This window comes from Collinsella sp. AM36-4AA, assembly GCF_003467795.1.
Classification (GTDB): domain Bacteria; phylum Actinomycetota; class Coriobacteriia; order Coriobacteriales; family Coriobacteriaceae; genus Collinsella.
This window is the reverse complement of sequence record NZ_QSHS01000009.1, coordinates 1-343: the sequence shown is the minus strand read 5'-3', so window position 1 is coordinate 343 and position 343 is coordinate 1.

The following is a 343-nucleotide window of genomic DNA, read 5'->3' as shown; positions in this document are numbered from 1 at the left end:
GGGGACGTTCTTAAATGACTAGTCGAACAAGAACGTCCATTACAGTCGAAATTGTCAGCCCGGGACCGTCTCGGGCTACGATTGAGGCGCGCCCAGAACGGGCCGCCGACCGGGCGCCCGCGCACGGCCGAACGTCCCTGCCCCCGAGAGGGCCCGTTGGGTGCTGCCGGCGCGGGACGCGCCGCCCCCGACGGCTGATAGGAAAGTGCCGGGCAGGTGCCGCGGCTGGTAATGTGAGTGCCGAGGGGGAGGCCATCCGGTCGAACGACTACCGGAAGGATACCACCGTGAAAGCGCCATCCACCAGGCCCGCGGCCGTGCTCGGCCTGGACGTCGGCAAGTC